Raw genomic sequence first — 23,873 nt, forward strand, 5'->3', positions numbered from 1 at the left:
CAGCGATCAAAATATAACAATGTGAAGAGGTTGTTCCAAAACGGAACAATCTCTTTTGTTTTTTATTCCTTTCATATTTTCAGCCACTTCCCTCTTCCTTTCTTCGGGCTTCCTTTCTAAAAATTCATCCCCAACAGAAAGTAAAATAAACTTGATATATCACATCTTTATTGAATAATTAAATCATAAAGTATAACTTTGTATGAAACGGAATGGAATTTTTTTCCATTTTAAAATACCACTTAATGCTTGAACTAGTACTATCTGCCATCATTTTAGGATTCATGTTGAGTCTGGTTTTTATAGGACCTATATTTTTCCTGTTGATTGAAACCAGTTTTTCCAGAGGGCCAAGGCATGCCTTATCATTGGATCTGGGAGTTATTACTGCGGATTTGCTGTGTATTGTGGCAGCTTATTATGCCAGTGCAGATATTGTTACTTTGATAGATAAGCACCCGGGATTCTACAGGATCACCTCAATCCTTATTTTTATTTACGGAATTGTAATGCTGGTCACCAAGACCAAAATGCATATGCCCGGTGAAGAAAAGATCATAAGCCAAAATTATATTAAAACCTTTTTTAATGGTTTTTTCTTTAATCTTTTAAATGTAGGAGTTATCCTTTTCTGGCTGGTAACGGTAATTTCCGTAAGGAATCAATATCCGGACACCAGCAGTTTTATTTTATACATAAGCATTGTGATCGGTACTTACCTTTGTATTGATCTTGCCAAAATTTTCCTTGCCAAACAATTCCACGATAAACTTACCCAGAAGCTGGCCAACCAGATCAGAAGAGTGGTAGGGGTGATACTTATTATTTTCAGTTTCTTCATCTTCCTTCAGAGCTTTAAGAAGTTCAATCAATTTGAAAAACAATTGGAGGAAGCCGAGAAAAAAGAAGTTAAATACCAAAAAACAAAATGAAAAAAATGATCTTTCCGAAGCCTCTGAAAAAAGGGGCGAAAATAGCTGTTATTTCTCCTGCAGGAGCTGTAGATACCGCTCAACTTGAAAAGGGAATAGCATTAATTAAAAGTAAAGGATTTAAACCTGTTTTAGGAGAGCACCTTTACACTAAATTTTCAAACGGGTATAATTATGCCGGAACAGAAAAGGAAAGAATAAAAGATATCAACTGGGCTTTAAATGATAAAGAAATCGGAGCCATATGGGCTTCCAGAGGTGGCTATGGATGCCAGCATCTGATTCAGCATCTGAAACTGAAAGGGTTTACAGAAAACCCGAAGTGGTATATAGGATATTCCGATAATACCGTGATACAAAGTTATCTGTTGAAAAAAGGCTTTGCTTCCATTCATGGTCAGACCATCAAAACATCCAGCTTTGGGGTTACAGATGAAAGCTATGACCTGATCTTTGATATTTTGAAAGGAAAAACTCCCCAATACAGCTTAAAATCTCATGAATTAAATAAAAAAGGGAATATTGAAGGAGAACTTGTAGGAGGTAATTTAGCCCTTATTTATGCCCTTCTGGGAACCAGGTATTCTTTTGATTTTAAAGATAAAATTTTATTCATCGAAGATATCGGAGAAAACTTCTATGCGCTGGACCGTATGATCATGAGCCTTGAACTTGCAGGCGTTTTCAATAAGATCAAAGGACTTATTGTAGGAGGAATGACCAATATGGGCGATGAAAAAGACAATAAAGACTATGAAGCCAGCTTTGACGAATTTGCCTATAAACTGATTTCAGAAAGAATTTCAAAATATAAATTTCCTGTAGTATTCGGTTTTCCGAATGGACATATAAAAGACAACAGGCCCCTTATCATTGGTGGAAAAATTAAGCTAAAGTCAGAATCTAAAGTAAAGATAGAGTTCTAAAACAATCTCATTAAACAGATATGGCTGATCACAACGATTTTGGAAAAATAGCAGAAGATCTGGCCGCTGATCATCTTCAGAGGAACGGCTATAAAATTTTGATAAGGAACTTCCGTTTTCAGAAGGCGGAAATTGATATCATAGCAGAGAAAGAGAATCTGATAGTCATTGTTGAAGTAAAGGCAAGATCTACGGACGCTTTTATGCTGCCTCAGGAAGCCGTTACCAAAACTAAAATCAGATCTCTTGTATCAGCAGCCAATCATTATATGGAAGAATTTAATAAAGAAAATGAAGTAAGATTTGACATCATTACCGTTCTTTCTGATGAAAAAAGAAAACTGATTATTGAGCACATACCCGATGCTTTTCAGGCATGGGATGCCAACTGATCCTGCAATAAAAAAAAATTTATGAAGACAATATTGATCACCGGAGCAACGTCCGGAATTGGAAAATCCACTGCAGAACTTCTGGCTAAACAAGGGAACAGAATCATCATCTGCGGAAGAAGAAATGAAGTACTTGAAGCTGTAAAATCTGAACTTTCAGAATACACCGAAATATTTAGTTTGAAATTTGATGTAAGAAATCTTGATGAAGTGGAAACTGCTATCAGATCTCTGCCTGAAGACTGGAAAGATATTGACGTTCTGATCAATAATGCCGGGAATGCTCATGGGCTGGATCCTCTTTCTGAGGGTAAAACCAATGACTGGGATTCTATGATAGACGGTAATGTAAAAGGACTTCTTTATGTTTCTAAAGAAATTATTCCGGGCATGAAAACTAAAAATTCAGGTCATATAATCAATATCAGTTCTGTGGCAGCAAGACAGACCTATGCTAATGGGGTGGTATATTGTGCCACTAAAAAAGCAGTAGACGTGATTTCGGAGGGAATGCGGCTGGAGCTTACCGAATTCGGAATCAAAGTGACCAACATCCAGCCGGGAGCTGTAGAGACTGATTTTTCTATGGTAAGGTTCAAAGGAGACACTGAAAGAGCATCAAATGTATATGCCGGGTATGAACCGTTGAAAGCGGAAGACATTGCAGATGCGATCGTCTATTGCATCAATGCCCCGAAACATGTTACGGTTTCTGATATGACCATTTATCCAAGCGCCCAGTCGGAACCGAGAACAATTCATAAAAAATAGTCTCAAAATAAAGGTTTAAATTTGTAGTAAATTTTAGTGATTTTGCGTTTTCGTAATCTCACAGTTTAGCTAAAATAAAAAAATGAAAATTCTATATCTTGAAACCTCTTCCAAAAACTGCTCGGTAGCAGTGTCAGACAATGAAAAACTGCTGTGCCTTTGTGAAGAAGTTTCTGAAAATTATAAGCAGTCTGAAAGTCTTCATACCTATGTAGAATGGGCATTGGAAGGAGCGGGAATATCACTTAAGGATATTGAAGCTGTTTCTTTGGGAAAAGGACCTGGATCCTACACGGGTTTAAGAATCGGTGCAGCCTCTGCAAAAGGGTTCTGCTATGGGCTTAACGTTCCGTTCATTGCTGTCAATTCTCTTGAAAGCATGATAGAGCCTTTTTTAGGCAGCAACTATGATTTGATAGTACCTTTGATCGATGCAAGGAGAATGGAGGTTTATACGGCCGTTTATGACGGTAATACGGGCGAAGAACTATCCGGAACTGAGGCCAAGATTTTAGATGAGGCTTCTTTTGAAGAATTCAGGGATAAAAAAATCATTTTTGTGGGAGACGGGGCTAAGAAAGCAAAAGATATTTTACAGCTTCCGGATGCCGTTTTTAAAGATGATGTCTACCCTTCGGCACAATATCTGATCAAAAAGACATTGGAAAAAATAGAAAAGAAAGAATTTGAAGATACGGCTTATTTTGAACCTTTTTATCTCAAAGATTTCCATGGGGTAAAGAAAAATAAATCATAGGATTCTGATATGATCCGTATAAGCATAAAAAAGCGAAGACTCAGTCTTCGCTTTTTTTATCTTTTTATTGAGCATTTTGCACTGACTTTTTATCGACAGCATTTTTTTTCATTTTTTGCTGCTGTTGCTGAGTGTTTTGCTCAGGTATAGCAGTCTCCAACTGTTTGTTCGGTGTCGCTGCATTTCTCTTCATAGAACCTATGCCTATATTTCCTTCGTCTTGAGAATTGGCAGGCTGTGCGGGTGCTGAAGGTTGTTGGGGAACAACATTTCCTTTGTTATCCGTAGCCTGGAAGCTGAGATCACTTTTCAGATAGTTCAGCATTTCCTTTGCTTTTACTCCTTCCGGAGTCTTAGAATAATTCAGGGCGATCTGTTCAAGCTGCAATATCATTACTTCTTTCCCACTCGATTTTCCGGAATTAAAAGCATTTAAAAGATACAGCTTGGGAACCAGAGCATCTTTCGGGAATTTCTGAATCGTCTGATCAATGACATTCTTACTTTCCATAAACTTCTCAGATTCAAATAAAGCATATGCTCTTTTGTATTCGTTTTCAACCTCTTCTGTTGATTTTACAAACGATTTATTTTTAGGGTTTCTGGCAAATTCAGCATAAGAAGTATAAGGATAATCTGTCAGAAGTATTTGTTTGGCTCTTTCGGAGGCTTGCGGATTTTTCTCATAATTCATGGCAAAGATCTCATATAAAGCCTGAAGCATTACTTTTTCTTCCGGTTTCACGTCGATGAGGTCATACAAAGTTTTTGTAGCCAACGGTGTATTCGTAAAGTAATTCTGATACATGATTCCAAGTCCTAACGAAGCCGTATCCCTGTCCTTCTTCAACTGACTCAGTTTTCCCTGATCTGTCGGGATCTGTTCTATGTAATAAGTAGGCTCAAAGCGTCTCGGATTAGGTGCAGAAGTCACCCCTAAAGCTTCATTCTTCATATCTTCTATCGTTGCCATTTTTTTTGAATAACGCCAGTTGTCGGCAAGTGCCCTGTCACCCCAGATCTGCTTAAATGAAGAGGTTCCTTTGCTTACCGTTCCGGTATTGCTGAAATAAAAACCTTTTGTAGTTACCCCAAAATCTTCAAATGAATTGGAATTATTGGCAAAAATGGAATTGGCACTGTAGTCGCCGGTATCAAAGCCTTTACTTCTTTCTGCACGTCTTCTCTCCTGTTCTTCTTTCTCTTCTTTTGCTTTTAGTTTCGCAATATATTTCGAGAAAAACTCTGTTCTCTGGTTGGTATCCATCTTTGCCAGTGAAAGAATACTGTCATTCTTTTTGATCAGATAGTAATTTTTAGAGATCTTTTTGATGTATGCGGACTGATCTTTCAGCAAAATCTTTGAAGGTTCATAGGTCATTACTGCAAGAGCGGAATCATAATAACTTCCTGCCCCGATGTAGTCATTCCTTTCAAGATAACTCTTTCCTATTTCGTAGTAGGCAAGGCCACGGATCTGCGGGTCAGAAACCTTTTCAAACAGGGATTTTCTGAAGAACTGCTGTGCTTCGTCTTTTTTTCCTGCCTTATTGGCCATTAAGCCAAGGGCATAATAAAATTCATTCTTTCTTGAGCCGTATGTACCTTTCTTGCTGATACCTTCCAGATAGTTTTTGGCCCCGTTATAATCTCCTTTACCATTGAATGTCTTGGCAATGGCGATCTGGGATTTTACTTCAAACTCAAAATCGTTGGAATATTTGTATGCTGCCGTATAGCTTTCCCTTGCTTTATCATTCTGGCCCAGATTTTCCAGCACCTGTCCCCTCAGGTAAGCAATTCTGCTCTTCAGTTTTCTGTTGCTGTTCAGGTCATAAGCGATATCAAGTTCTTTAGCGGCATCTTCCTTTTTTCCTGCATCCAAAAGAGATTCGGCATAATAAATACTCAGCAGTTTAGCGTAGGTTTTATCAATCTTCTCCCCTTTCAGTTTGGCAAATGTTTCGTGTGCTCTGTGATAATCTTTCACTTTGTCATAAGCCAGTCCCTGGTATATTCTTGCCAGAGCGATCCTTTTATCATCTTTCATGTGGGTGAAAACATAATTGAGTGCATCCAGTGCTTCCAAAGGTTTTCCACGGTAAATTCTTGATTGAACAAGGATCATATAGGCATCAAAAATCTGTTTGTTCTTTTCTTCACCGTTTCTGGTTACAGAATATTTATTAATTGCTTTCAGAGCTTTTGCTTCTGCAATTTCCAGGGTTGTGGCTCCTTTAGACTGTCCGTTCGGATTTTCCGGATTATTGCCCGGACCGCCCTGCATATTGGGGATCCCGGAATTACCTCTTCCGGCAGGTTGGTTGGCCACTTCTGCCATTTTCATAGAATTTTCGGCAAAAGCTTCGGTCTGCCCCAGGTCACTTCCTAATGGCTGCTCTTCATACGTAAGAATAGGAATATAAGGAGCATAAAAATTGTCTTTATGTCCTTTATCCCGGGCCGTAAACTCACTGTTTAATGCATCTTTGGCATTAAAAAGCGTATTATAATATGTGGAAAATCCTTTCAATAGCTTTGATCGCTGCTCCGGCTTTTTGGTTTTGGTAGCACAGGAAGCAACAAGGCATATTACTAAAAGGAATAATATATTCTTTTTCATTATTCAATATAACTCGCTAATCTGCTTTTTATTATCAGCAGTTTGATCATTTTGTAAAAATAATAAAATTTTATAATGAATAATATTTATTTCTTCTTTATAAACATCAGGAAGCTCTATCATTTTTTAAATCACAGAGATTTCCTTCAGAATTTTATAAACAAGATGGGTAGGAAGGCCCATGATGGTATAGTAACTTCCCTTCATATCCGTAATTTTGGCCATTCCCAGCCATTCCTGGATACCGTAACTTCCTGCTTTATCGTAAGGCTTAAAGTTTTGAATATAATACTGTATTTCCTCATCGGAGAGAGGAGCGAGGGTCACATCTGCCACATCTGTTTCTGTAAAGATTTTATCAGCAGTCTTGATGGTAATTCCTGTATAAACCTGATGCGTTCTTCCCGAGAGGCTCTGAAGCATGCTGAAGGCATCTTCTTTATCTCTCGGCTTTCCAAGGATCTGATGATCAACGGCAACCACTGTATCAGCCGTCAGTAAAACTTCATCTGAAACAAGGCTTCTGAAGGCATCAGCTTTCAGTTCAGATAAATAAGCTGCTGCCTCTTCTATTTTGATATGTTCCGGAAGAATCTCCTCACAGTCTATTTTTACCACTTCAAAGTCAAAACCAAGGTTAGTAAGCAGTTCTTTTCTTCTCGGAGATTGTGATGCTAAAAGTAATTTCATAGTAAATTATACAGATTGGGTATTATCATCATGCCAGTTCCCCTGCACTTTCATCACTTGTTCAATAACGTCACGTACAGCACCGCTTCCCCCTTTTTTAGGAGAAATATAATGGGAAATCCCTTTTACTTCAGGAACAGCATTTTCAGGGCACGCAGCAATCGCTGAACGTTCCAGGATATGAATATCCGGAAGATCATCACCCATCGTCAGAATTTCTTCATTTTTAAGATTGTGCTTCTTTTTAAAATCCTCAAAATCCTCAATTTTATTATGAGATTTCGGGTAATAATCCTGAATACCAAGGTAGTTGATTCTGTGTTTTACCATCTCATCATTTCCACCGGTGATTACTCCTATTAAATAATTGTTTTTTAAAGCTTTAACTACTGCATAGCCGTCAAGCACATTCATAACCCTGCACATATTTCCGCCCGGAAGAAGATAAACACTTCCGTCTGTAAAAACACCATCTACATCAAATACAAATGCCTTAATATCTTTTAATTTCTCTTTATAGCTCATACATTTTCTGAATAGAATGATTCATTGTTTTATAAATTTCAAGACTTTCTTCGTCTTTTATTAACTGCTCATGCAATTCCAGTACCCTCAGGTCATTTCTTACAGCAGGTCCGGTCTGGGCTTTCTTAGGTTCAATTTCATGAATTTTCTGAACGGTCTCATCAATCAGCGGCAAAAAATAGTGAAACGGGATCTCCTGGGAATCTGAAATTTCTTTAGCCCTTGAGAAAAGATGATTCACAAAATTACAAGCGAAAACTGCCGTCAGATGAATATATTTTCTCTTTTCATGATTGCTTTCCATGACATTTTGAGATACCTGGGAAGCAAGACCAAAAAGTATTTCTTTGTCAGCCTCATTTTCAGCTTCAATGAAAAACGGAATCTTTTCATACTCAAGTTCTTTGGATCTTGAAAAGGTCTGCAAAGGGTAGAAGCTCGCTTTCCTGTATGAACCTGATAAAATTTCTTTTGGCAGAGAGCCTGAAGTATGAGCAACAAGGCAATCTTTCTCTGTGATGATTTTCGAAACATCTTCCACGGCATTATCACTTACACAGATGAGATATAGGTCTGCATCTTTCAGCGATCCGGTGGAGTAAGCTATATTTAATTCTTCTGAAATTTTACTCAGTTCTTTTTTGTTCCTGCCAAAAATCTGGGCAATGGAAATGCCTTTCTGTGTGAAAGCTTTTGCCATATGATAGGCAACATTTCCGGAACCGATGATTACAATTTGCATCTAACAAATATAAGATTTTTAAGCCGATCCGGGAAGGGAATAACGGGACAACAGCCTGCAACTCCAATCCAGGCACGTTTATTGCGTAACTGTCTCATATTATTTTGAATATTTAGATTGAAAATTGGAAAATTAATTTAACTTTCAGCTATTTTTGTAATCCAAAACAATGAAAGGCATCTTATGAAGATTAAGGACGCGGAAATTATTTCGTTGATGCAGAATCCACGGACCCAGGATAAAGGTGTCCGGGCCTTGATGGATGCCTATCAGAGCAGATTGTACTGGCATATAAGAAGAATTATTGTAGACGGAGATCTTGCCCAGGATACTTTGCAGGAAACTTTTATTAAAGCTTATCAGAATTTTCATCAGTTCAAAAATGATAGCCAGCTGTATACCTGGCTGTACAGAATTGCTACTAACGAAGCTTTACAGCAGGTCAACAAATTGAAGAAAATGCAGAAGACTGATGAAGATCCTGAGTATCATATGCAGAATCTTGTGGCTGATAATACGGAAGGAGATGCGGAAGAAATTCAGATTCTGCTGCAGAACGCCATACAAAGCCTGCCAGAAAAGCAGAAACTGGTATTTATGATGCGGTATTATGATGATTTACCTTACGAAGAGATATCCAAAATCGTAGATATGTCCGTAGGAACGTTAAAGACCAATTATCATTATGCCAAACAAAAAATTGAAGATTATATTAAAGAAAATTACGAAAGATAATTTTTGATAAAACAAAGATGAAAGAGTTCGACATAGAAAAACTAGAGCGTAAAAACATTTACACAGTACCTGACCGTTTGTTTGAAAATATTCAGGAGAACGTTATGAATGATATAAAGACAAGTAAAAAAGCACCTGTCTTTAAGCTGAACTGGATGTATGCAGCGGCAGCATCAGTGGCGTTGATCTTTGGAGCAACTTACGTTTTCAATTCCGGTAGTGATTCTATTGACGAAACAATGAATCCAAAAGGAGTGTATGCCAAAGGAGAACCAAAAACAGAAAGTGAACTCGCCTATGAAACTTTACAATCTGATTTAACTTCTGTTGAAAATAATAATCAAACAATTGAAAATCAGAAAAATAATACAACCTACGCCTATAAAAGCGAAAATGTAAATGAAAAAACAGCAGAAACACCCCAACCGGTGAAAGCTGCTTCAAAAAAAGAAGAAACCCGGATGAATGAATATTTGGATTCATTTTCTAATTCTGAAATCGCAGAATTAGCAAGTAACTCAACTCAGGACGTTTATTTGGATTTATACAACTAAGTAAGAAGATGAAAAAGATATTATTAGCATTTTTGATTATTTATGGTTTTGGCTTAAATGCCCAAAGGACTGATTATGACTGGAAAAAGATGGATCCTAAACAAAGAAAGGAAGTCATCAATAATCTTTCTCCCGAAGAAAGAAAAGAGCTGCTGAAAAAATTCAGGAACAATATGATTATGGATAACCTGAATGTAGATCCGGGTGATAAAGCTGAGTTTACGCAACTCTATAACGAATATCTGGACAGCCAGAAGCAGATCAAAAGTCAGTTTGATCCAAGCTTTGATCCTGAAACCCTTTCTGATGATGAAGCAAAAGCCAAGTTGCAACAGAGTTTTGAAGTAGGGCAGAAGCTATTGGATAACAGAAAAAAATATGCAGATAAAATGCAACAGGTGATTCCCTGCCAGAAAGTTCTGAAGCTGTTTCAGTCTGAAGGAATGATGAGAGATAAAATGAATGAAAGAAAACCTCACGGAAATCATAATAATGCTCAGGGACCTAAACAAAACCCATAATAGTTTATTTTTTTAATGTTGGACGGCTCTCACAGATCTTTTTGTGAGAGCCGTTTGATTTTATGCTAAATTCATACTTTTGCGAAAAATTAATTCATGAAAAAATTATTTTTCTGTTTTTTGCTTTCTTCCTTACTGGCTGCTCAAAAGACTGAAATAATCAAACTTAAAGAGAACCTCAGAGACAAAAAAGGACTCACAAGATCGCTTACCTTTATTGATAACAGACCTGATAAAAATATAGGGGTCATCTCTGATAACCACGAAACCATTGAACTGAAATTTGCTGATGATAATCTTAAAGGACTTATAGAAACCCGGTTTTTAGAAGATCATAAAGGAGGTGGAGCTAATGATATTGTGATGATGTTGGAAGAGCTTAAGGTCTATGATGAACAGGATGATAACCGTAGTTTTCCTTATGCAAAAGCCAAAATTAAGCTTTCAGGTTTTATTAATCGTAATGACAGGTATTATCTGATTGGAAGATATGATAATGTGATTGTTTGTAATCCGAAAACTACAGCCCATCCTTCAACCTTTCTGGCAGAAAAAATTTCTGACCTCTTGACGCAGTTTATAAAAGCCTCTTATTACCCTTATATCGCATCGAATTATTTTATTCCTGAAAGTGAAATTAACAGATATAATGAGTATCTGAACAAAGAAGGGTATAAAGCATTTAATAATCAGGTTCTTAAAGACGGAGTGTATACTGATTTTCAAAGTTTTCGGAACCAGCAACCAAGCTTTGATTATTTTATTAAAAAGAATAAAAAAGGAAAAGTGACCCAGCTGATCCATCAGGGCCAGCAAGTTTCCCTTTCTAAAATGTACTGTTATGTAGAAAACGGAAAAGCTTATAAACTGACCCCTGTTGGCTTTGATGAAATACAGAAAGATAACCGGGGATTTTTTATCTATTCCTCCAGAACGAATCTTTTTGCTGAGGCAAAAACCGGTGGAGTATTGATAGGAGCGGCAGCCGGAGGATTGGTTGGAGCTTTGATAGGAGCAGCTATTGATTCTTCATCAAACAACAATGCCGGAGCGATAAACGGTATAGGATTCAGATCTACGATGGAATCTAATGTTTATTTAGATTCTCTTACCGGAGCTTATATTTTTGAGAAATAGTATTAAAGCTCAACTATAAAATGATCATGAATGAGTAGATGCTGTAGCAACAGAAGTTTTCAGTAATGGTACGGTAAAAGAAATCTACATTCATCCACTTACTGAAGAATATGACCTCTCTGATGAAAATTTAAATAAATTGATACAATAAGATAATGAAAGACAATAATCTCTCTCTTTTTTTTATCTTTGCAAATTACAAGATTCTTAAATGAAAAACATACGAAATTTTTGCATAATCGCTCATATCGACCATGGTAAAAGTACCCTAGCAGACCGTCTTCTGGAGTATACCAATACCGTTACCCAAAGAGAATTACAGTCTCAGACGCTTGATGATATGGATTTGGAGAAAGAACGCGGGATTACTATTAAATCTCACGCTATCCAGATGGATTATGAGTATAAAGGCGAAAAATATATTTTAAACCTGATCGATACACCGGGACACGTAGACTTTTCTTATGAAGTATCACGTTCCATTGCAGCCTGTGAAGGAGCCCTACTTATTGTAGATGCAGCTCAGAGTATTCAGGCACAGACTATCAGTAACCTGTATCTGGCATTGGAAAATGATTTGACGATCATTCCGATTCTGAATAAAATTGACCTTCCGTCTGCCAACCCTGAAGAAGTAACCGATGAGATCATGAACCTTATCGGATGCGAATATGAAGATGTATTAAGAGTTTCAGGTAAAACAGGAGAGGGAGTTCATAACCTGCTGGAGCAGATCGTAGAAAGAATTCCTGCACCGGTAGGAGATCCTGAAGGGCCACTTCAGGCATTGATCTTCGATTCTGTTTACAACCCTTTCAGAGGTATTGAAGCTTACTTTAAAGTAGTAAACGGAAGCATTACAAAGAATGAAAAGATTAAATTCTTTGCAACAGGAAAAGAATATGGTGCTGATGAAGTAGGTACGCTGAAACTTAAGCAGGTACCGAAAAAAACCATTCATTGTGGAGATGTAGGATATCTGGTTTCGGGGATTAAAGATGCCCGTGAAGTAAAAGTAGGAGATACAATTACTTCTTTTGATAAACCGGCTGCAGCACCAATTGATGGTTTTGAAGAAGTAAAACCAATGGTATTTGCAGGGATTTATCCAATTGATTCTGAGGATTTTGAAGAACTTAGATTCTCGCTTGAAAAATTAAGACTGAACGATGCTTCCCTGGTTTTTGAACCGGAAAGTTCAGCAGCTCTTGGTTTCGGGTTCCGTTGCGGATTCCTGGGAATGCTTCACATGGAAATCGTTCAGGAACGTCTTGACAGAGAATTCAATATGAATGTGATCACCACGGTACCGAACGTATCTTACTTTGGTTATTCCAAAAAAGAACCGGAAGTTCCGATCCTGATCAATAACCCTTCTGAAATGATGGACCCGTCTATTATGGACAGAGTGGAAGAACCATTCATCAAAGCTTCTATCATTACAAAATCTGATTTCGTAGGACCGGTAATGACGCTGTGTATCGAAAAGAGAGGAGAGATTGTTAATCAGAGTTATTTAACTTCAGAAAGAGTTGAACTGGTGTTCAATATGCCATTGGCAGAAGTTGTTTTTGACTTCTATGACAGACTGAAATCTATTTCTAAAGGATATGCATCATTTGACTATCATCCGATCGGATTCAGAGCTTCCAAGCTTGTGAAAATGGACATCCTGATCAATGGGGATATGGTAGATGCCCTTTCATCCCTGATTCACGACAGTAATGCTTACCATATCGGTAAAAAAATGTGTGAGAAGCTTCGTGAGCTGATCCCGAGACAGCAGTTTGATATTGCCGTTCAGGCAGCTTTGGGAACGAAAGTTATCGCAAGGGAAACAATCAAGGCCCTTAGAAAAGACGTTACCGCAAAATGTTATGGGGGGGATATTTCCAGAAAACGTAAGCTATTGGAAAAACAGAAAGAAGGTAAGAAGAAAATGAAGCAGATCGGAAGGGTAGAAGTACCGCAGTCTGCATTCATGGCTGTACTAAAGCTTAATGATTAAAAATAAAACAGAAACCGCTTCAATCGAAGCGGTTTTTTAAGATTTATTTTTTACGGGTAAAATTTATTTCCATTGTTTTATATTCTTTTCCTGTCTTGGAATCAGCCCCGTACATTTCCATTTTTTGAGTATTATCATCAATAAATGTGAAAACCTCTCTGAAATCACAATCCTTTCCCGGTCTTGAAGGATCAGTCATTTTTCCTTTAAATTCAACCGACTTTGTTGAAGGATTCCAATCTCCTTCTCCATGCATTATTCCAGTTCCCATATTGTCTATCCAGGTACTGACAAATTTCTTTTTTGAATTGTCATATCCTACAATGCTCATCCCTTCAAAGGGCATTCCCATAAAGCTTCCTTTATGATTACTGATCTGATAACGTCCGCCATACATCATTTTATTGATAGCCTCAGATTTGCTCATCATTGGCTTGCCCCCATCCTCCATCCACATGGTGGTTTCTCCTGTCCAGATTCCATCAGATTTTGCCAACATTTTTTGCATTTCTCCAGGAGTTGAGTATTCCATCCAGGCTTTCATGGCCGTTGCTGAGTCTACAGGTTTCCATTCGCTATTTGCTGCAGCAGAATCCTTTTTATCAGAAGAGTTGGCAGCAGTTGTTTTTCCTTTCTCACACGCTATAAATATAAAAGGGAGAGAAATAATTACTAGTAGTTTTTTCATAATTATTTAATTTTAAGTTGGTTATATTAATAAACATAAAGATATAAACTTTTATTATGTTTAAAATTTTTTTTATTGTGAGGATAAATTGTAACTTTGCGTATTCGTAACGCAAATCAATTTATGGAGTCTCCAAAAAAATTACAGGATATCAAAGTAGCGGTAGATGCAGTCATTTTCGGGTACTTTGACAAAAAAGACCTGCAGATTCTTTTAATTAAAAGAAACATCGAACCCTTTAAAGGCGGTTGGGCACTCCCCGGAGGCCTCGTCCTGGACGATGAAAATCTTGATGATGCTGTAAAAAGAGAACTGCATGAAGAGGCAGGCATAAAGCCTGATTTTCTGGAACAACTCTATACATTTGGTAACGTAGGCCGTGATCCTAGAAACAGAGTGGTTTCTGTGGCTTATCTGGGCCTTGTAAACCCATCTTACCATGAGCTGTTTGCAGATTCAGATGCTGATGATGCCCAGTGGTTCAGTGTCAACAGGCTTCCTGCCGTAGCCTTCGATCACAAAAACATTATAGATATTGCGTTAAAAAGGCTTCGTACCAAAATTCAATACCAGCCGATCGGCTTCAACCTTCTCAATGAGGAATTCCCCTTTTCTGATCTTGAAAACCTTTATAAAACCATTGTAGGCCAGGAAATAGACCGCAGAAATTTCCGCAAAAAGATCATGAGTTACGGATTGCTGAATGAAACCAATAACGTTAAAAAAGAAGGCAGCGGCAGGCCCGGAAAACTCTTTACTTTCAACCAGGAAAAATACAAAGAACTGGAAGAACAGGGATTTTATTTTGAAATCAAATAGTGTTTAGGCAAAAACAGTATAAACTTTTTTGGTGAATTTATAATGTAAAGAATTACAGTAAAAAATAGCACAGAACATATTCAATAGAAACGGACTTTAGTCCGTTTTTTTATACCCCAACATTCCGACGGCTTTAGCCAAAGCATAATAAACATTGTCATGTGTAATATTTCAAATGAAATTTTAATTCTGATAATCAGTTTGTTATGTTTATTAGCGTAAAATTAACACAAATAAATTTGGAGGATAAAATTGAATTCCTTTAAATTTGTGTAAAAATAACACATAATGAAATACACCTTACAAAATATCACAGAACGTTTTCAGAAGAGAGAAAAACTAAAATTTCTTTTTTTCTGGGGACATACTGTAAAGGATGAGATAACCAAGGCTTGTTTCAGTCAGTGGTATCCGTCAAAATTTGAAGAAAACGGAATTGTGTATAAAACGGCAGAACATTATATGATGGCAGGAAAAGCAAGATTATTTAATGATTGCGAAATAGCAGAGGAAATTCTGCAGTCAAAAACACCCAATCAGGCAAAAAGTCTGGGAAGGAAAGTGAAAAATTTTGATGCTCAGATTTGGGATGAACATAAATATGAGATTGTAAAACAAGGAAATATTTTAAAATTCTCTCAAAATCAAAAGATCAGGAAATTCCTTTTATCTACAGGAAAAAAGATTTTGGTGGAAACCAGCCCTTATGATAAAATATGGGGAATTGGAATGCTGGAAACCGACAACAGAGCAGAAAACCCGTTATTATGGAATGGAGAAAATCTTTTAGGATTTGCTTTGATGGAAGTTCGGGATGAATTGGAAGGGTAAAAACACAATAATCAGACACAAAATAGAAATCATGGAAAAGAAAGAATTACACCCACAGATATTTCTGATCAAAGATTTCCTGAGCCAGGACGAATGTGATCAGTACATAAACCGGTCGGAGGAACAGCAGTTCGAAGAAGCAAAGATCAGCGTTTATGGAAGACAGCTGATGAACAAAGGAATCAGAAATAATGACAGACTGATGATGTTTGATGAAAGCATTGCTGAAGGTCTTTTTAAAAGAGCTGCAGAATTTTTACCTCAGGAACAGGAAGGCTATAATCTTCTGAATTTTAATGAAATGCTCCGGGTTTATAAATATGCTCCGGGACAGCAGTTTAAAATGCACAGAGACGGAAGCTATATCCGGAATGAAAAGGAAAAAAGCTTTTACACCTTTATGATCTATCTGAATGATGATTTTGAGGGAGGAGAAACAGAATTTGAAAACCTGTTCACCGTAAGGCCAGAAAAAAGAACGGCACTGATCTTTTACCATCCTTTAAGACACGAAGGAAAAGCCCTTGTTAGCGGATTGAAGTATGTATTGAGAACAGATGTAATGTACTTAAAGGATTGATTATGAAAAGAATATAATCATGCTCTGTTGTTTTTGCGTAGTTATAACACAAAATAAAAACTTATGGAAGATGAATTAAAACCAAGATTTATTGAATCATTACAAAGAAATAATGATCAGATCAGAGAAGACCGTGCCAGAACGATCGGAGCAGATTCAGAATTGATCTACAGGCGCAGGGTTGAAGATATTGAACTGAAAATCAAAAGGCTGGAACGGGAGCAGGAAGGTCTTATCGATATCAGTCCGTTAGACAGGAACAGCTTAACCTTTGCGGATTTCAATCCCGAAGAATTTGTTCAGAAAGACATGGAATTATCATTAATCATCAGAAATCTGAATATTCAGCTTGAGGTAACCAGAAAACGATTTGAATATTTATTTGGAAAAAAACTTTAATTATGGGAAGCACAAGATACGATATAGACGCTCGTTACAGCAGAGCAAGTAAAGCAGGTTACGGAACAAAATCCGCAGGTGAAATTTTCACCCAGAATGCAAAAAGGATGGCCCACGAATCAATGAATCCGAATGGTATTGCTTTCAGGGAATCAAGAGACTCCGAAGTGCATCCTTATTCAGTTCCCATTATTCTGGGACTGGATGTGACGGGAAGCATGGGACATATTCCCCATGAACTGATCAGAGAAGGTCTACCTAAACTTATGGGAGGGATCATCCAGGGAGGAGTTCCGGATCCGGCCCTTCTGTTCCTGGGAATTGGAGATCATGAATGCGACGGGTATCCGTTACAGGTAGGGCAGTTCGAATCCGGTGATGAAGAACTGGATATGTGGCTTACCCGGACGTATATAGAATCCGGAGGAGGTGGAAATGCCGGAGAAAGCTATCTTTTAGCCTGGTATTTTGCCGCTTTTCATACAAGAACCGATGCTTTTGAAAAAAGAAAACAAAAAGGATTATTGTTTACCGTAGGCGACGAGCCCTGCCTGAAAACTCTTCCTGCTTCAGCCATCAGAGAAATTATGGGAACCGGACAGCAAACCTATACTCATTATGAACTGCTGGAGGAAGCAAAGAAAAAATACGAAATATACCACATCAGTGTCTTACATTCAGATCAGGCAATTAGAGCAGATAAAGGCTGGAAAGAATTATTAGGCCAGAATTGTATATCCATAGAAGACCACAGGGAAATTCCTGATGTGATTAAAAATATTATCTGTGATACGTTCAAAAACAAAACTTCTGGAATATCAGAAAACAGAGGATTGGATAATGTTCAGATGCTATAGGATCAGATAGCAGCAAAAAACAATATTCCTTTGAAAAACAAAAGGTGAATAGAAGATAAAAGTTAAACAAATAAAAAAGAAAAGATGAAAAAGGCCCAAATTGTTATAGGACTTGGTTTTGGTGATGAAGGAAAAGGAATCACTACTGATTTTCTGGCCCGGCAAAATCCTCAGTCTGTTGTGATCCGGTTTTCAGGAGGTCAGCAGGCAGCGCATACCGTGATGATTGAGGATAGGAAACATGTTCATTCCAGCTTTGCAAGCGGCGCACTTCGGGGCCTACCTTCTTATTTTACCGAGCATTGCACTATTCACCCTGTTTTTCTTTTGAATGAACAGAAGGAATTAAAAGAAAAAAAAGGAAATATTGAGCTGCATATTCATCCGCTGGCCAAAGTAACAACTCCTTTTGATGTCTGGCAAAACAGAACAAACACCAGAAATCTGGAACACGGGACATGTGGGAAAGGGATAGGAGCTACGATGAAAAGGCATGAAAGCCCTTATAAACTATTCGCTGCAGATCTGATCGCTCCCAGAGAAATGCTGATCGAAAAACTGAAAGGAATTGCTTATTATTATGGTTTTGCAGATGAAAATGAGATCAGAGAACTATTGCAGGATTTTTTTAATGCGATTGATAAAATAGAATGGAATATAGATGATTACGCCTTCCTGAATTCATTTGATCACCTCATTTTTGAAGGCAGTCAGGGAATTTTACTGGATATGGATCATGGAATTTTTCCCAACGTAACCTATGCGCACACAACATCGAAAAATGCCTGTGAAGTATGCAGATTTTTAAAAATTGAAGATATTGAAATCTATTATGTGACCAGAAGCTATGCAACCCGCCATGGAAACGGATGGATGAGTAATGAAAAGGAAATAGACCTTAAAAATAATGAAGAGGAAACCTGTACCTTTAATGAATATCAGAAAGAGCTCAGGTTGGGAACACTGGATTATGACCTCCTGAATTATGCCTTGAAACTTGATGCAGCTTATAGTTATCCCGCAAAAAAAAACCTGGTGATAACCTGTCTGGATCAGACCGATGAAAAATTTGATCCCGGAAAACTGAACACAGAATTTGATACCGTTTACGGATCTTTTTCTCCCCGGTCAGAAGATTTTAAAAAGCTTTTTAATAGCCACAGATAAAGGGATTAATTTTATATTTAGAGTGGGAATGAGAATGCTGATATTGATAATGAAATAAAAAGATACACAATGACAACGATACAATATTTAAAAGGAGATGCCACATCCCCACAGGCAAAAGGAACAAAAATAATAGCCCATATCTGTAATGACATTGGAGGTTGGGGAAAAGGCTTTGTACTGGCAGTTTCCAAAAGATGGGAAACCCCGGAAAAAGAATACAGGAAATGGCACCGTTTCAGAAGTGAAAATAATTTTGCTTTGGGCGAAGTTCAGACAGTACAGGTAGAAAAATACACTTATGTTGCCAATATGATTGGGCAAAAGGGAATAAAAACCGGAAGCAACGGAGTTCCTGTACGATATGAAGCAATCGAAAAATGCCTGGAAACATTAGCTAAAGAGGCTTCGGAACTTAATGCCAGTGTTCATATGCCAAGAATCGGATGCGGATTGGCAGGAGGAAAATGGGAGAAAATAGAACCCATCATAGAAAAAACATTGCTGAAAAATAACGTTGAGGTATATGTATATGATTTTGATTAAACTATAAAACAATGAAAACAACAAGACTTTACAGACCGGTAGGCGAAAAAGAAATGCTTCTGATCATAGAAAACGGATTTAAGAAATTTCCACCAAGATTAGAGTGGCAGCCGATTTTTTATCCTGTTCTCAATGAAGAGTATGCCTCTGAGATCGCAGAAAAGTGGAATACCCGGGATGAATTCGGGAACTATCTCGGTTTTGTAACGCAGTTTGACGTTTTGGAAGAGGTGGCCAACCAATATCCTGCTCAGAATGTAGGAGCAAGAAATCATAACGAATTGTGGGTTCCTTCCGAAGAGCTGGAAACATTTAATGCTGCTATTGTAGGGAAAGTTGAGGTGATCAAAGTATTTATCGGAAAAGAATTTAAAAAGCCGGCAAATGATGAGGTTGAAAAACTATTATTAAAATATAAAAAAACTAACAATGACCAATAAAGGAATGGCGAAAGATACATTGGATATCCTGGCCAGAGAATATTATATCAACGAACAGAACGAAACAATATATATAGAAAACGAACTGGAAGCCTGTAAAAAAGGAACCGTTCTGTATTCACCGGAGCAGCTTTCTGAAATGACTGAAGCCACAATGCCGGAAACTGATTTTGAAACACAGTTTGAAACCTGGAAATGCAGCTCACTGAAAGCCATTTTAGAATTGACAGAAGAAGAAAACCAGGAAAAACTCATGTGCCTGAATTTTGCTTCGGCAAAAAATCCGGGCGGGGGATTCATCAACGGAGCAGAAGCGCAGGAAGAAAGTCTGGCCAGAACTTCCGGACTGCATGAAAGCTTGCTTCAGGCCTGGGATTACTATACCATTCACCGGAATATGGAGTCATGTTTTTATACGGATAACATGATTTACAGCCCTAAAGTTCCTGTGTTCAGGAAAGATAAAGGAGAATTGCTTAGCAAACCCGTTTTATGTAATTTCATCACTTCTCCGGCAGTAAACGCAGGAGTTGTAAAGAAGCAGGAACCGGAAAGAGCCGGTGAAATACTGAATGCAATGGATATAAGGACAGATAAGATGCTTTCTTTGGCTTTACATCAGGGAAATGAGGTGCTGATTTTAGGAGCCTGGGGCTGCGGAGTCTTCAGAAATGATCCCAAAGAGATTGCAGGACTGTTTAAAAAATACCTTCAGGGGAAATATAAGAACAAATTTAAAAGAGTGGTTTTCGCTGTTCTTACCAAAAAAGAAGAGATGCTGAAGCCGTTCGAAGAAATACAATGAAAATTAATTTAAAAAAATATAAAGAACAGTTGGAGAGTTGGCCTGAAAAAGGATATCATATCATGGCACAATATGATGATGAGAAGATCATTGTTTATCAGTCCTATAAAAAAAGAATAGGAGAGTTTGCTGTTAAAAACCAATATTTTGGCGGGGATTTCAGCCTGGAAAGAATGACATGGATAAAGCCCAACTTTCTTTGGATGATGTACCGGAACGGATGGGGAAAAAAAGAAGGGCAGGAATGCGTACTGGCAATACATATAAAGCTTGATGCTTTCAAAAAATATCTGGAAAGTAGTGTTTATTCCTCTTACAATGAAAAACTGGGAATTTCCAGAAAAGAATGGCAGGATCAGGTCAAAGAATCGTCTGTCAGACTTCAGTGGGATCCGGATCATGATCCCTTTGGAAATAAATTGGAGCGAAGAGCTATACAGATCGGTTTACGGGGTGATTTTATCAGATCTTTTGCTAAAGATGATCTGATATTAATTGAAAACATTTCAGATTTTGTGAGAGAACAATACCAGTTTGTACTGAATAATGATCTGGATAATCTGATGATTCCGGCAGAAAAGCCGTTGTTATTTGATAATGTAAATCTCAATAAAAAACTGAGAATACAATGAAAAATGATAAACGTTTTTGGAAAAACAGTCAGTTTTATGGAAATTGAATTAATACAGGGCGATATTACAAAAATTCATGTGGACGCTGTTGTCAATGCTGCCAATTCTTCCTTATTAGGTGGAGGTGGTGTAGACGGAGCAATTCATAGAGCAGGAGGAATGAAAATCCTGGAAGAATGCAGAGCCATCAGAAACAGACAGGGTAAATGCAATACTGGAGAAGCTGTAGTAACCACAGCAGGAAACCTTCCGGCAAAATATGTAATTCATACCGTAGGACCTGTCTGGAATGGTGATGAAGAAAGAGGTTCAAAACTCTTATCTGACTGTTATGTCAATTCATTAGCACTGGCAGATGGTCTGGGAATAAGAACAATAGCTTTTCCAAACATCAGTACGGGAATCTATAAATTTCCCAAAGAAATAGCCGGAAGAATTGCTGTGGATGAAGTCAGAAAATTTCAGGCAGTTAGCATAGAGAAAGTTATTTTTGTATGTTTTGATGATGAAAATGTAGAAATTTATAAAAAGCTTTTAAAGCATCCTTTTAAGGAGTAAAACCTCGTGCATTATAAAGCTAAGCGTACAAAACAAAATTTAAACCAATGAAAAAACTAACCATATTAAGCGGCGCAGGAATCAGCGCAGAAAGCGGAATCCAAACCTTCAGAGACGGAGACGGTCTTTGGGAAAATCATAATGTGACAGATGTGGCAAGTCCGGAAGGATGGAGAAAAGACAGAGCCCTGGTCCTTGAATTTTACAACCAGAGAAGACGCCAGCTTCACGAGGTAGAACCCAACGATGCCCACAGATTATTGGCAGAACTGGAAAAACATTTTGACGTACAGATCATTACCCAAAATATCGACGACCTTCATGAGAGAGCCGGTTCTACAAACATTCTTCACATCCACGGTGAATTGTTCAAGTCATGCTCATGCAACAATAAAAGTCTGATTTATGATCAGAAAGGCGATATTAAAATTGGAGATAAAGCTGAAGATGGAGCCCAGCTAAGACCATTCATCGTTTGGTTCGGCGAAGACGTTCCTTTATATCAGACTGCAAGAGAAATCGTAAAAGATTCGGATATCCTTTTGGTAATCGGGACTTCCCTGCAGGTATATCCAGCTGCCGGACTCATCCATGATATCAAAGACGATTGTCTTTTGATTGTGATCAATCCTAACGAAACAGGATTTGGCTATGGACAGCGGGCAGTAGTGATGAAAGAAACCGCTACGGAGGGAATGAAATTATTATTCGATAAACTGGTCAATCTTGCCTGATGGAAAATAAAGTAAAAGCAGGAATCATGGGAGTGTGCATAGGAGACGCCCTTGGTGTTCCGGTAGAGTTCAAAAAAAGAGAAGATTTAAAACGTTTTCCGGTAACAAAAATGCTGGAATACATGTCCTGGAATCAGCCCAAAGGAACCTGGAGTGACGACAGTTCGCTTACTCTTTGCCTGGCTGAAGAACTTTCCAAAGAATATGATCTGGAAAAAATCGGACAAAGCTTTGTAAAATGGGTAAAAGATGGGCATTGGACAGCTCATGGAAGGCTTTTCGATATTGGAGGAACAACAAGACATTCCATTGCAAGACTGATTAAAGGGGAGAGCGCCAGATTTTCAGGAAATATTTTTGAAGAAGACAATGGGAACGGTTCTCTCATGAGGATTCTTCCCCTTGCTTTTTATCTAGAAAATGAAAATGATATTCAGAAACTCTATCTTACGGTGAAGGAAGTTTCATCAATTACACACGGTCATTTCAGGTCTGTTTTTGCCTGTTTTATCTATGTGGTTTTTGCCATTCAGCTGATCAAAGGAAAAAGTAAAAAAGAGGCTTATTTGTATATGCAAAAGACAGTTTTGGAATATGCAGAAATTCAGAGTTTTAACTCAAAAGAAGTTGAGCTTTTCAACAGGATTTTAAAGAATGATATTTCCGGATATCCTGAAGATGAAATCAAAAGTGGGGGTTATGTCCTTCACAGTTTAGAAGCTTCCTCATGGTGTTTTCTCAACTCGGAAAGCTACTCAGAAGCCGTTTTGAAAGCCGTAAACCTCGGAGAAGATACAGATACAACAGCAGCCATTACGGGAGGAATTGCCGGAATATATTACGGCTATGAAAATATTCCCCGGGAATGGGTAAATGTGCTGGTGAGAAAAAATGATATTGAAACATTATGCGAAAAACTGAACAATAGCTATAACAGAGACGGATGGGATTTTTAATAAAAGCAATAGCAAGTCTATTTTCAGGAAAAGCCAATTCAGATCTGACTACAAAAATTCCTGAAGATAACTTACCCATATATAACGGTAAAATTGAAGTTGACAAGTATGTGATGATTGAAGAAAACAGAGTAAAAAGGTCAGAAGAATATTTGTTCAAAACACCGGATGAAATATTGAAAATTTTAAATCATGGCACTCTACTGTGGGTAGATGAAAAAAATGATTTGCTGGGTTACTCATGTATGGAAAGAAGCAAGTTATTTGTGTTAAGTGAGATCAAGGGTTTTGAAATTCAGAATGTGCTGCCTGCAAAAGGAGCGGGATATTCCTGGATGTCATTATGCTTATTAAATGGAACATCCTATGAGATATCTGACTTTACTTTTGAGAAATATGCCGATGAGATAAGGCAGACAACCGGAGTATCAGTAACCGTTCTTCCGGAATATTATAATTGTTAATTAAAAAATAATATCAGCTGGAAGACGTCATGCTAATGCTTATCATCTTGATGATGAGGTTATCAGAGAGTACTTAGATCCGGC

At 37.7% G+C, this 23,873-nt stretch carries 29 protein-coding genes; 24 read left to right on the top strand and 5 right to left on the bottom strand.

Translation table 11 applies throughout. From position 1 onward, the window contains the following. Positions 1–245 precede the first annotated feature (245 nt). The 5 genes from ACTJJF_RS13695 to tsaB all read left to right on the top strand — a co-directional run bounded on the left by ACTJJF_RS13695 (position 246) and on the right by tsaB (position 3,778). Complete coding sequence (locus ACTJJF_RS13695) at positions 246–932, top strand: LysE family translocator (RefSeq protein WP_312297523.1); 687 nt, start codon at positions 246–248, stop codon at positions 930–932. Then, positions 929–1,858, top strand: a complete 930-nt coding sequence (locus ACTJJF_RS13700; RefSeq protein ID WP_440700001.1) for a S66 peptidase family protein — start codon at positions 929–931, stop codon at positions 1,856–1,858. Before ACTJJF_RS13695 ends, ACTJJF_RS13700 begins: the two co-directional genes overlap by 4 nt. A gap of 20 nt (positions 1,859–1,878) precedes the next feature. Continuing rightward, the gene (locus tag ACTJJF_RS13705) at positions 1,879–2,250 is read left to right on the top strand and encodes a YraN family protein (RefSeq protein ID WP_440700002.1); all 372 of its coding nucleotides are present in this window, start codon (positions 1,879–1,881) and stop codon (positions 2,248–2,250) included. Between the two features lie 21 nt (positions 2,251–2,271). Next, positions 2,272–3,021: an SDR family NAD(P)-dependent oxidoreductase gene (locus ACTJJF_RS13710; RefSeq protein ID WP_440700003.1), complete on the top strand. Its 750-nt coding sequence runs from the start codon at positions 2,272–2,274 to the stop codon at positions 3,019–3,021. A gap of 82 nt (positions 3,022–3,103) precedes the next feature. Then, positions 3,104–3,778, top strand: coding sequence for a tRNA (adenosine(37)-N6)-threonylcarbamoyltransferase complex dimerization subunit type 1 TsaB (gene tsaB / locus ACTJJF_RS13715; RefSeq protein ID WP_440700004.1), 675 nt, complete (start codon positions 3,104–3,106; stop codon positions 3,776–3,778). Between the two features lie 64 nt (positions 3,779–3,842). Here tsaB and ACTJJF_RS13720 read toward each other — a convergent pair whose 3' ends face one another. From ACTJJF_RS13720 to ACTJJF_RS13735, 4 genes are all read right to left on the bottom strand, one after another. Continuing rightward, positions 3,843–6,401, bottom strand: coding sequence for a tetratricopeptide repeat protein (locus ACTJJF_RS13720; RefSeq protein ID WP_440700005.1), 2,559 nt, complete (start codon positions 6,399–6,401; stop codon positions 3,843–3,845). A 126-nt stretch (positions 6,402–6,527) separates the two neighbouring features. Then, positions 6,528–7,091 (bottom strand): Maf family protein, encoded by a 564-nt coding sequence (locus tag ACTJJF_RS13725; RefSeq protein ID WP_440700006.1) that lies wholly within the window; start codon positions 7,089–7,091, stop codon positions 6,528–6,530. Positions 7,092–7,097: 6 nt separating this feature from the next. Then, positions 7,098–7,616 carry a KdsC family phosphatase gene (locus ACTJJF_RS13730; RefSeq protein ID WP_312297531.1) on the bottom strand — a complete coding sequence of 173 codons (519 nt, stop codon included), beginning with the start codon at positions 7,614–7,616 and terminating at the stop codon, positions 7,098–7,100. Further along, on the bottom strand, positions 7,606–8,358 hold the full coding sequence (locus ACTJJF_RS13735) for a Rossmann-like and DUF2520 domain-containing protein (protein WP_440700007.1): 753 nt from the start codon (positions 8,356–8,358) through the stop codon (positions 7,606–7,608). The genes ACTJJF_RS13730 and ACTJJF_RS13735 overlap by 11 nt, the downstream gene beginning before the upstream one ends. A 183-nt stretch (positions 8,359–8,541) precedes the next feature. On the opposite strand from ACTJJF_RS13735, the gene ACTJJF_RS13740 reads away from it, so the two are divergent. From ACTJJF_RS13740 to lepA, 5 genes are all read left to right on the top strand, one after another. After that, positions 8,542–9,093, top strand: coding sequence for an RNA polymerase sigma factor (locus ACTJJF_RS13740; protein WP_312297535.1), 552 nt, complete (start codon positions 8,542–8,544; stop codon positions 9,091–9,093). Between the two features lie 17 nt (positions 9,094–9,110). Further along, complete coding sequence (locus ACTJJF_RS13745; RefSeq protein WP_440700008.1) at positions 9,111–9,647, top strand: hypothetical protein; 537 nt, start codon at positions 9,111–9,113, stop codon at positions 9,645–9,647. Positions 9,648–9,655: 8 nt separating this feature from the next. Continuing rightward, positions 9,656–10,168 (top strand): hypothetical protein, encoded by a 513-nt coding sequence (locus ACTJJF_RS13750; RefSeq protein WP_312297537.1) that lies wholly within the window; start codon positions 9,656–9,658, stop codon positions 10,166–10,168. A gap of 96 nt (positions 10,169–10,264) precedes the next feature. Next, positions 10,265–11,305 carry a hypothetical protein gene (locus ACTJJF_RS13755; protein ID WP_440700009.1) on the top strand — a complete coding sequence of 347 codons (1,041 nt, stop codon included), beginning with the start codon at positions 10,265–10,267 and terminating at the stop codon, positions 11,303–11,305. Positions 11,306–11,516: 211 nt separating this feature from the next. Next, complete coding sequence (gene lepA / locus ACTJJF_RS13760) at positions 11,517–13,313, top strand: translation elongation factor 4 (protein ID WP_312297539.1); 1,797 nt, start codon at positions 11,517–11,519, stop codon at positions 13,311–13,313. Positions 13,314–13,356: 43 nt separating this feature from the next. On the opposite strand, the gene ACTJJF_RS13765 is transcribed toward lepA, so the two are convergent. Then, entirely contained in the window at positions 13,357–14,001 is a 645-nt protein-coding gene (locus tag ACTJJF_RS13765) for a DUF1579 domain-containing protein (protein ID WP_440700010.1), read from the bottom strand. A gap of 123 nt (positions 14,002–14,124) precedes the next feature. Here ACTJJF_RS13765 and ACTJJF_RS13770 point away from each other — a divergent pair, with 123 nt between their 5' ends. The 14 genes from ACTJJF_RS13770 to ACTJJF_RS13835 all read left to right on the top strand — a co-directional run bounded on the left by ACTJJF_RS13770 (position 14,125) and on the right by ACTJJF_RS13835 (position 23,789). Beyond that, complete coding sequence (locus tag ACTJJF_RS13770; RefSeq protein ID WP_312297542.1) at positions 14,125–14,820, top strand: NUDIX hydrolase; 696 nt, start codon at positions 14,125–14,127, stop codon at positions 14,818–14,820. A gap of 288 nt (positions 14,821–15,108) precedes the next feature. After that, entirely contained in the window at positions 15,109–15,651 is a 543-nt protein-coding gene (locus tag ACTJJF_RS13775) for an NADAR family protein (RefSeq protein ID WP_440700011.1), read from the top strand. Positions 15,652–15,682: 31 nt separating this feature from the next. Continuing rightward, positions 15,683–16,231, top strand: coding sequence for a 2OG-Fe(II) oxygenase (locus tag ACTJJF_RS13780; protein ID WP_440700012.1), 549 nt, complete (start codon positions 15,683–15,685; stop codon positions 16,229–16,231). Between the two features lie 63 nt (positions 16,232–16,294). Then, positions 16,295–16,630: a hypothetical protein gene (locus ACTJJF_RS13785; RefSeq protein ID WP_312297545.1), complete on the top strand. Its 336-nt coding sequence runs from the start codon at positions 16,295–16,297 to the stop codon at positions 16,628–16,630. Between the two features lie 2 nt (positions 16,631–16,632). Continuing rightward, the gene (locus ACTJJF_RS13790) at positions 16,633–17,487 is read left to right on the top strand and encodes a hypothetical protein (RefSeq protein WP_440700013.1); all 855 of its coding nucleotides are present in this window, start codon (positions 16,633–16,635) and stop codon (positions 17,485–17,487) included. Between the two features lie 84 nt (positions 17,488–17,571). Continuing rightward, positions 17,572–18,654, top strand: coding sequence for an adenylosuccinate synthetase (locus tag ACTJJF_RS13795; protein WP_440700014.1), 1,083 nt, complete (start codon positions 17,572–17,574; stop codon positions 18,652–18,654). Between the two features lie 69 nt (positions 18,655–18,723). Next, on the top strand, positions 18,724–19,200 hold the full coding sequence (locus tag ACTJJF_RS13800) for a macro domain-containing protein (protein WP_440700015.1): 477 nt from the start codon (positions 18,724–18,726) through the stop codon (positions 19,198–19,200). Between the two features lie 11 nt (positions 19,201–19,211). Then, on the top strand, positions 19,212–19,640 hold the full coding sequence (locus ACTJJF_RS13805) for an ADP-ribosylation/crystallin J1 (protein WP_312297551.1): 429 nt from the start codon (positions 19,212–19,214) through the stop codon (positions 19,638–19,640). Beyond that, positions 19,630–20,445 carry a TIGR02452 family protein gene (locus tag ACTJJF_RS13810; protein WP_440700016.1) on the top strand — a complete coding sequence of 272 codons (816 nt, stop codon included), beginning with the start codon at positions 19,630–19,632 and terminating at the stop codon, positions 20,443–20,445. The genes ACTJJF_RS13805 and ACTJJF_RS13810 overlap by 11 nt, the downstream gene beginning before the upstream one ends. Beyond that, the gene (locus tag ACTJJF_RS13815; RefSeq protein WP_440700017.1) at positions 20,442–21,077 is read left to right on the top strand and encodes a DUF4291 domain-containing protein; all 636 of its coding nucleotides are present in this window, start codon (positions 20,442–20,444) and stop codon (positions 21,075–21,077) included. The genes ACTJJF_RS13810 and ACTJJF_RS13815 overlap by 4 nt, the downstream gene beginning before the upstream one ends. 36 nt (positions 21,078–21,113) lie before the next feature. Next, the gene (locus ACTJJF_RS13820) at positions 21,114–21,635 is read left to right on the top strand and encodes an O-acetyl-ADP-ribose deacetylase (RefSeq protein ID WP_440700018.1); all 522 of its coding nucleotides are present in this window, start codon (positions 21,114–21,116) and stop codon (positions 21,633–21,635) included. 47 nt (positions 21,636–21,682) lie between these two features. Beyond that, positions 21,683–22,369 (top strand): SIR2 family NAD-dependent protein deacylase, encoded by a 687-nt coding sequence (locus ACTJJF_RS13825; RefSeq protein WP_440700019.1) that lies wholly within the window; start codon positions 21,683–21,685, stop codon positions 22,367–22,369. After that, positions 22,369–23,325, top strand: a complete 957-nt coding sequence (locus ACTJJF_RS13830) for an ADP-ribosylglycohydrolase family protein (protein WP_440700020.1) — start codon at positions 22,369–22,371, stop codon at positions 23,323–23,325. Before ACTJJF_RS13825 ends, ACTJJF_RS13830 begins: the two co-directional genes overlap by 1 nt. After that, complete coding sequence (locus ACTJJF_RS13835) at positions 23,313–23,789, top strand: hypothetical protein (protein WP_440700021.1); 477 nt, start codon at positions 23,313–23,315, stop codon at positions 23,787–23,789. Before ACTJJF_RS13830 ends, ACTJJF_RS13835 begins: the two co-directional genes overlap by 13 nt. The last annotated feature ends 84 nt before the right edge of the window (positions 23,790–23,873 follow it).

Origin of the sequence: Chryseobacterium sp. 22458 (assembly GCF_052044975.1) — a bacterium.
Classification (GTDB): Bacteria; Bacteroidota; Bacteroidia; order Flavobacteriales; family Weeksellaceae; genus Chryseobacterium.